Origin of the sequence: Mesorhizobium sp. M0983 (assembly GCF_040318975.1) — a bacterium.
Taxonomy (GTDB): domain Bacteria; phylum Pseudomonadota; class Alphaproteobacteria; order Rhizobiales; family Rhizobiaceae; genus Mesorhizobium.
This window is the reverse complement of the sequence record NZ_JAMYNH010000009.1, coordinates 251781-260290: the sequence shown is the minus strand read 5'-3', so window position 1 is coordinate 260290 and position 8510 is coordinate 251781. Positions and strand designations below refer to the sequence as shown.

At 63.3% G+C, this 8510-nt stretch carries 4 protein-coding genes; 1 reads left to right on the top strand and 3 read right to left on the bottom strand.

Annotated features, from left to right (window positions below; translation table 11 throughout):
- The first annotated feature begins 468 nt into the window (after nt 1-468).
- Entirely contained in the window at nt 469-2178 is a 1710-nt protein-coding gene (locus NKH71_RS18975; protein WP_352482684.1) for a trimethylamine N-oxide permease, read from the top strand.
- Between the two features lie 258 nt (nt 2179-2436).
- Here the strand turns inward: NKH71_RS18975 and NKH71_RS18970 are convergent, their stop codons facing one another.
- The 3 genes from NKH71_RS18970 to NKH71_RS18960 all read right to left on the bottom strand — a co-directional run bounded on the left by NKH71_RS18970 (nt 2437) and on the right by NKH71_RS18960 (nt 8489).
- Nucleotides 2437-3924 (bottom strand): aldehyde dehydrogenase family protein, encoded by a 1488-nt coding sequence (locus tag NKH71_RS18970; protein ID WP_352895264.1) that lies wholly within the window; start codon nt 3922-3924, stop codon nt 2437-2439.
- Nucleotides 3925-3994: 70 nt separating this feature from the next.
- Nucleotides 3995-7129 (bottom strand): efflux RND transporter permease subunit, encoded by a 3135-nt coding sequence (locus tag NKH71_RS18965; RefSeq protein WP_023716754.1) that lies wholly within the window; start codon nt 7127-7129, stop codon nt 3995-3997.
- Nucleotides 7130-7337: 208 nt separating this feature from the next.
- Complete coding sequence (locus tag NKH71_RS18960; RefSeq protein ID WP_352895263.1) at nt 7338-8489, bottom strand: efflux RND transporter periplasmic adaptor subunit; 1152 nt, start codon at nt 8487-8489, stop codon at nt 7338-7340.
- Nucleotides 8490-8510 lie beyond the last annotated feature (21 nt).

The window sequence follows — 8510 nt, the reverse complement described above, 5'->3', positions numbered from 1 at the left end:
GCCTCCGCCAAGCTCAACTGGCCCGTCTGCTTCACTGCCATCGCGATTCCCTCAGACCGTCCACCTCAGAGAATCACAATCAGCGAATTACGCAACAGGCCCCTTGTGGGAGAAGGTGGATTGGCGCGCAGCGCCAAGACGGTTGAGGGGCGCTGGACGAAGTGCGGTTTTGCCAAGCTGGAACACCCCTCATCCGACCGAGCTACGCTCGGCCACCTTCTCCCACAAGGGGAGAAGGAAAGACCGCACCCGTTGGCAGCGCCAACGAAGCTCGACTGTTTCACAAGCGCAATGTGCACAGCGTCACAAACCGCTTGACGTGAAAGCGCGTTGGGTCAATCTTCACTGCCAAGAATAAAATACTACTGAGCGGAAAACGCCTGGGCAGTTCAACGTGAGCGTCGATGACGCCTCGCGAGATTGCGGCTGTTGCCGATAGGGAACATCAAAAATGGGGAATCCACGTAAATGAGCACGATAGTCACCACCTTGGTGCCGCCTGCCGAAGGGCAGCTGCACCGGAACATCGATTGGCGCGGCGCCTTTTGGGTGGCAAGCGGCGTTCCGGCCCTTGTCCTGTTTTCGATCGGCGGCATTGCCGGCACCACCGGAACGCTGGCCTTCATGATCTGGACCGCATCCATGATCATGGGCTTCCTGCAATCCTTCACCTATGCGGAAATCGCCGGCCTGTTCCCGAACAAGTCCGGCGGCGCCTCGATCTATGGCGCCACCGCGTGGCTGCGCTATTCGAAATTCATCGCGCCGCTTTCGGTGTGGTGCAACTGGTTCGCCTGGTCGCCGGTGCTGTCGCTCGGCTGCTCGATCGCCGCCGCCTATATCCTCAATGCGCTGGCGCCGGTGCCGCTGTTCACCGACACTTCGCCGGAAGTCGCCGCCTATATCGCGGCCCATGCCGGAACCAGCGCCGCCGACGCCATCACCGCGGTCACCACTGCGGCGACGCCGGCGATCCGCAACTGGACGCTTTACGGTCATACGCTTGGCCCGGTTTCCTTCACCTTCAATGCCACCTTCTTCATCGGCGCGGTGCTGATGCTGATCATCTTCTCCATCCAGCATCGCGGCATCCTTGGCACCGCCAACGTGCAGAAATATATCGGCCTGCTCGTCATCATCCCGATGCTGATCGTCGGCGTGGTGCCGATCGTCACCGGCCAGATCGACTGGGCAAACTTTTCGCCGCTGGTCCCGCTCGCGGCAGCCTACGCGCCGGAGCCCGGCGCGTGGAACATCGCAGGCTGGACGCTCGTTCTCGGCGGCATGTTCATCGCGGCATGGTCGACCTACGGTTTCGAGACCGCCGTCTGCTACACCTCCGAGTTCAAGAACCCGGGCACCGATACCTTCAAGGCGATCTTCTATTCCGGCCTTCTGTGCATGCTGCTGTTCATCCTGGTGCCGTTCACCTTCCAGGGCGTGCTCGGCTTGAACGGCATGCTGGCGACGCCGATCGTCGACGGCTCCGGCGTTGCCGATGCGCTGGCTGGCATGGTCGGCGGCGGACAGCTGATCCACAGCCTGCTGGTCATGCTGATGATCCTGGCGCTGGTGCTCTGCATCATGACGGCGATGGCCGGCTCTTCGCGCACGCTCTACCAGGGTTCGGTCGACGGCTGGCTGCCGCGCTACCTCAGCCACGTCAACGAGCACGGTGCGCCGACGCGGGCGATGTGGACCGACTTGATCTTCAACCTGATTGTGCTGGCCATCGCTTCGGCCGACGCGACGAGCTTCTTCTTCATCCTCGCCGTGTCGAATTGCGGCTACATCATCTTCAACTTCCTCAACCTCAATGCCGGCTGGATCCACCGCATCGACAATGGCCACATTGCGCGGCCATGGAAGGCGCCGAGCTGGCTGCTCGGCCTCGGCGCTATCTTTGCCTATGTCAACGCGGTCTTCATGGGCGCCGGCGCCAAGGTCTGGAACCCGATGGCATTGTGGGCCGGGCTGATCACGGCCGCCTTGATCATCCCGGTGTTCTGCTTCCGGCACTACATCCAGGACAAAGGCAAGTTCCCCGACCACATGCTGGCCGATCTCGGCATGAACTCGTCCGACCTCGCAGTGCGAAAGGCGGGCATGCTGCCCTACCTGACGCTGATCGCCGGCGTCGCGGTGATGCTGCTCGCCAACTGGCTGTTCGTCATCTGAGGCTTGCCTTGAGAGCAATTCCAGGAAAAGGTGTGAACGGTTTTCCGGCCGGAATTGCCTCAAAACAAAAAATAGAGCGGTTCGGCGTTTCCGTGAAACGATGAACCGTTCTACGGATTGGGCGCGCGATGCGCGCTCGATCGCTTGCATTTTGTTCTTGCTTTGTGCCGGCAGCTATGCTACTAATCCCGCCATGGTGCTGATTCGCCCCGAGACCCGCCGCTGAGGCGGGTTTTTCGTTTCTGGGCCTATTCTGGCTCAATCGATCTTGATGAACACGCCCTTGGTGTTGAGATATTCGTCAAGGTGTTCGGCGCCGCCCTCGCGGCCGTAGCCGCTCATCTTGTAGCCGCCGAAGGGCACGGCCGGATCGATGGCGTGATAGGTGTTGACCCAGACCGAGCCGGCGCGGATCTTTTGCGACAGCCGGTGGGCGGTGGCGAGATTTTGGGTGAAGACCCCTGCAGCCAGGCCGTAAGGCGTGTTGTTGGCCCGCTCGACCGCCTCGTCCAGCGTATCGAACGGCAAGGCTGAAATCACCGGCCCGAAGATCTCCTCGCGCGCGATCTTCATATCGTCCGAGACGCCGGCAAAGACAGTCGGCGCGACGAAATTGCCGGCGGCAAGCGCGCCTTCCACAAGCCGGGTGCCTCCGGTGACGAGTTTCGCCCCTTCTGCAGTACCGGCCTCGAGGTAACCGGTGACCCGTTGCAACTGCTTTTCGGAGACGAGCGGGCCGATCTCGGTCGCCGGGTCGATGCCGTCGCCGACCCTGAGACCCTTGGCGTATGCCGCGAGACGCTCGATGAACTCGTCATGGACCGCGCGTTCGACGAAAAGGCGCGAACCGGCGATGCAGATCTGGCCGGAATTGGCGAACACCGACATCGCGGCCACCGGCACCGCTTTGTCGAGATCGGCATCGGCGCAGACGATGACCGGCGACTTGCCGCCAAGCTCCAGCGAGACGCGCTTGAGGTTGCCGGCCGAGGCGCGCACGATCGACTGGCCGGTCGCCGTCGAGCCGGTGAAGACGATTTTGTCGACGCCCATGTGCTCGGCGAGTGCGGCGCCCGCCTCGGTGCCGGTGCCGGTGACGATGTTGACGACGCCTTCCGGGACGCCGGCCTCGTTCATGATGTCGGCGATCAGCAGTGGCGTCAGCGGCGCCTCTTCCGATGGTTTCAGCACGATGGTACAGCCGGTCGCCAGCGCCGGGCCGATTTTCCAGATCGACGCGGCGGTCGGCGCGTTCCAGGGAATGATGGCGCCGACGACGCCGACCGCCTCCTTGCGGGTGAAGGAGACGATTTCGCCGGGCAGCGAGTTCTCGATCGTCTCGCCGTGCAGCGCCGTCGCCATGCCGGCATAATAGCGCAGCATGCCGATGACGCGGTTGCGATTGGCGCGGGTGCGCACGATCGGCATACCCATGTCGGTGGTGTCGGAGAGGCTGATCTCTTCCCAGTTCTTTTCGAAGAGATCGGCGATCCTCAGCAGCAGTACCTGCCGCTCGTAAGGTTTGAGCCGGCTCCACGGTCCCTCGAACGCCTTGCGGGCGGCAGTCACCGCCAAGTCGATGTCGAGGCGGTCTCCGCGCGGCACCGTGGCGATGACCGCGCCGGTGGCAGGATTGCGGGTCTCCATGGTCCGGCCGGAGCGGGCATCGACCCAGCCACCGCTGATGAACATCTGGCGATGGCGTCCGTCGATCGGCAGCCGCAGCGGTGCCTGAGCTATGGTCATGACGGTCCTCCTCCGGCACCTACGCCTGGTGGGCGGATTAAACCGCCGGAGGTCACATTTGCCAACAGCTCTATTCGGCCGCCAGGGCCAGTTGCGGCCTTTCGTTCTTTTCTTCCGTCTCGGCCGGCTGCTCCACCACCTTCTTGGGCTCCCGGCCGAAGAACAGCGCGTAGGCTGCCGGCAGGACAAGGATGGTCAGCACCGTGGCGACCAGGATGCCGCCCATCATGGCATAGGCGAGCGGCCCCCAGAAGACGCCGCGCGAGATCGGGATCAGCGCCAGCACCGCCGTCAGCGCCGTCAGCACGATCGGCCGGAACCGGCGAACGGCCGAGCCGATGATGGCCTCGGAGCGCTCCACGCCGGCGGCGATGTCCTGGTCGATCTGATCGACCAGGATGATCGAGTTTCGCATGATGATGCCGAGCAGGGCGATAACACCGAGGATGGCGACGAAGCCGAACGGCGCACCGCTGATCAAAAGTGCCGCCGCCGCACCGATGATGCCGAGCGGACCGGTCGCCAGCACCAGCATCGCCTTCCCGAAATGCTGCAGCTGGATCATCAGCAGCACGACGATGACCGCCAGCATGACTGGAGCTTTCGCCGCAATCGAGGCCTGGCTTTCGGCCGCATCCTCGGCGCCGCCCTGGATCTCGATCTTGTAGCCGGGTGCGAGGCCGGCGCGCAGGCCCGACATCTCGCCATACATTTTCATGGCGACATCGTTCGGCTGCACGCCATCCGGCAGCGTGGCGCGTACGCTGATGGTCGGCAAGCGGTCGCGCCGCCATTCGACGCCTTGCTCCAGCACCGGGACAATCTTGGCGACCTGCGACAGCGGCACGGAGCCACCGAAATCCGTCGGGATATAGACGGAATCGACCGCCGACAGCAGGTGACGGCTTGCCTCCGGTTCGCGGGCGACGATCGAAACCGTCTCCTCGCCGTCGCGGAAGTCATCGAGCGGCGCTCCCGACATGGTCGCCTGCAGCATCTGGCGGATGCGCTGCGAGGTGACGCCGAGCGCACGGGCGCGATCCTGGTCGATCACCAGCTTCATCGCCGGCACCGGCTCCAGCCAGTCGTCGTGGATGGCGCCGAGCAGCGGATTTGCCTGGAACTTCGCCTTCACCTCGTCGGCGATGCGGCGCACCTCCTGGCGATCCGGACCCATGACGCGCATCTGCACCGGCCAGCCGGTCGGCGGACCAAGGAACAGGCGGTCGACCTTGGCGCGGATCGACGGGAAATCCTCGGCCAGGATGGTGCGCAGCTTGACAATCAGCCGCTCGCGGGCCGGTTCGTCATTGGCCATCACCAGAAGCTGGGCGAAATTCGGATTGCGAAGCTGCTGGTCGAGCGGCAGGAAGAAACGCGGCGCGCCTTCGCCGATATAGGTGGCGATGAAGCGCTTGTCCTTGTCGTCCATCATCCTGGCTTCGAGCGCCTTGGCCTGTGTCTCGACTTCCTTGATGCTGGTGCCTTCCGGTAGCCAGAGGTCGACAAGGATTTCCGGGCGCGACGATTGCGGGAAGAAATTCTGCGGGATGAACTGGAACGCCCACAGGCTGGTGGCAAAGGTCATCATCGTCATCACCAGCACGATGATGCGATGGCGCACGGCCCAGGTCACGGTCGAGCGAAGGCGACGGTAGAAGCCCGTGTCGAAGACATCGTGATGGCTGCCGGCGTGCTTGCGCTGCTTCAGGATCATGTGGCCGAGCCATGGCGTGAAATAGACCGCCGCGAACCAGGACACGACCAGCGCGATACCGACGACGTAGAACAGGGTGCGCACATATTCGCCAGCCGTCGAGGCGGCGAAACCGACGGGGATGAAGCCGGCCGTGGTGATCAGCGTGCCGGTCAGCATCGGGAAGGCGGTCGAGGAATAGGCGAAGCTCGCCGCCTCGACCTTGACCAAGCCTTCCTCGAGCTTTCGCTCCATCATTTCGACGACGATCATCGCGTCGTCGACCAAGAGGCCAAGGGCGATGATCAGCGCGCCGAGCGAGATGCGCTGCAGGTCGATGCCGAGCTCGTACATGATGGCGAAGGTGGCGGCCAGGACCAGCGGAATGACGATCGCGATCACCAGACCCGAACGCCAGCCGATCGACAGGAACGAGACGACAAGCACGATCAGCAGCGCTTCACCGAGCGCTTCCATGAACTCGGCCACCGCATCCTTGACGACTTCCGGCTGGTCGGAGACCTGGTCCACCGACACGCCATAGGGCAGCGCCTCCTCGAAGCGCTTGTAGGTCGCTTCGACGTCCTTGCCGACGTCGGTGACGTTGAAGCCCTTGGCCATGACGACGCCGAGCTGGACGCTGTCATGGCCGTTGAAGCGGTATTTGCGCTGATAAGGGTCCTCGAGGCCGGAGGTCACGGTGGCGATGTCGCCGAGGCGCGTCACCTGGTTGCCGGCCCGCAGCCGAAGCTCGCGAATGTCGGCCGCCCTGGCCACGTCGCCTTCGACCGAGATGCGCACCGAACGCTGGCCGGTGTCGACCGAACCTGCCGGGTCGACATTGTTCTGGCCCCTGATCGCATTCTGCAGGTCGGTCAGCGTCAGGCCGCGTTCGGCAAGCACCTTGGATGAAACGTCGATGTAGAGCTTTTCCGGCTGGTCGCCGATGATCACGGCTTTCTCGACGCCGGGCGTCGTCAGCAGCATGTCGCGTGCCTGGATGGCGAATTTCTTCAGCTCGGGATAGCTGTAGCCATCGCCGCTGATCGAATGCAGGGTGATGAATGTGTCGCCGAATTCGTCGTTGAAGTAGGGCCCGAGCAAGCCCTGCGGCAGTTCATTCGAGATATCGCCGACCTTCTTGCGCACCTGATAGAACGCATCCGCGACCTGCGCGGGACTGGTGTCGCCCTTGACCTGCAAGGTGATGATGGCGCTGCCGGCGCGGGTGTAGGAGCGGACGAAATCGAGATGCGGCGTTTCCTGCAACTTGCGCTCGATCTTGTTGACGACCTGGTCCTCCATCTCCTTGATCGAGGAGCCCGGCCAGATCGCCTGGACGACCATGACGCGGAAGGTGAAATCGGGATCTTCCTTCTGGCCCATGCGCATCAGGCCGAGCGCACCGGCGACGATGATAAGCCCGAACAGGAAGCGGGCAATGCTCGGATGGCCGATTGCCCAGCGCGAAAGATTGAAAGACCGCTTTTCAGTGGTGTCGGTGGTCATCGGCGTCAGTCCGTTTCAATTTGATCAACAGAGCACGCGCTTTCGCATGCCCAAGGAACTTCCGATGTGGGCTTCCGAGCGGCGAGGCTTTCCGAGTTGAGAGATCTACATCGCGGTGGGACACGAGGATCGATGTGGGGGTTACATCGACCTGAGATCTCGAAAATCGGGGGCGCCTGCCGCCCGGAAACCGTGAATTGCCTGGCCGTCAGCGCAAGCGCCTTGCGGCGTCATCATCGGCCGAGGCCGACTGTTGTGCTGCATCACCGGTAAGCTTGACTTTCAGATTCTCGGTCATGAACTGCGTGCCGGCAGCGACGACCACATCGCCCGGCTTCAGCCCGTCGACGACACTGACGCCGTCAGGCGTGAAGGCGGCGACCTTGACCGGATGCGCATGAACGGTACCGCCACTGCGGTCGACGGTCCAGACGATCGATTGGCTGTCCTTTTGTGCCAATGCGCTCAGCGGGATCGACACCAGCTGCTGCCGGTTGCCCGCCGCGGCTTCGATGGAGGCCGTCATGCCAAGCAGCACGTTCGGATCGTTGGGCAGGCTGACGCGAACGGCAAAGGTGCGCGACTGCGGATCGGCGCTGCCGGCGACTTCGCGGACCTTGCCTTCGAGCGTCAGCGCCTCATCGGACCAGAAACCCGCCTTGACGGTCTTGCCCGGCTTGAACTCGGCGATATCGGTTTCGGGAACAGCGATCAGGACTTCCTTCTCGCCGTCGATGGCAACGGTCACCACCGGCGTGCCTGAGCCGACCACCTGGCCGACATCGGCAGCAACGGCGGTGACGATGCCATTCTTGTCCGCCTTGAGATCGGTATAGCGGACCTGGTTCTGTGCCTGGGCAAGCTGCGAGCGGGCGGAGTCGCGCGTGGCGACCGCCTGATTGTAACTGAGCGTCGCCTGCTCGAGCTGCGACTTCGGTGCGAAATTCTTGGCGTAGAGCTGTTCGGCGCGCTTGCGCGTAAGCTCGACTGTCTCGACCTGACGGTCGGCGGCATCGAGGCTGGCCTGAGCGCTTCTCACCGAAAGCTCGTAGTCGGTGGGATCGATGCGGGCGAGAACGTCGCCGGGCTTGACGCGGTCACCGATGTCGACAAGGCGCTCGGTGATCTTGCCGTTGATGCGAAAGCCGAGATTCATCTCGGTGCGGGCGCGCACCGATCCGGAATAGGAGAGCTGACGGGTATCGCTCGCCTTGGCGATCTCGACCACCTTGACCGGGCGGATGATCTCCTTGACCTCGGCTTTCTCCTGCGAGCAGCCGGCGAGGCCGAGAGCGGCAACGACAATCAGTGCCAGGCCGGCGGCCGGTAGCCTGTAGGTGATGGACTTGGACAAAGACACTTTTCGTACTCCCGAACTGTG

Bases quoted from the DNA above. Each gene is read 5' to 3' on its own strand.
- NKH71_RS18975 (WP_352482684.1), top strand. From the start codon at position 469: ATGAGCACGATAGTCACCACCTTGGTGCCGCCTGCCGAAGGGCAGCTG.
- NKH71_RS18970 (WP_352895264.1), bottom strand. From the start codon at position 3,924: ATGACCATAGCTCAGGCACCGCTGCGGCTGCCGATCGACGGACGCCAT.
- NKH71_RS18965 (WP_023716754.1), bottom strand. From the start codon at position 7,129: ATGACCACCGACACCACTGAAAAGCGGTCTTTCAATCTTTCGCGCTGG.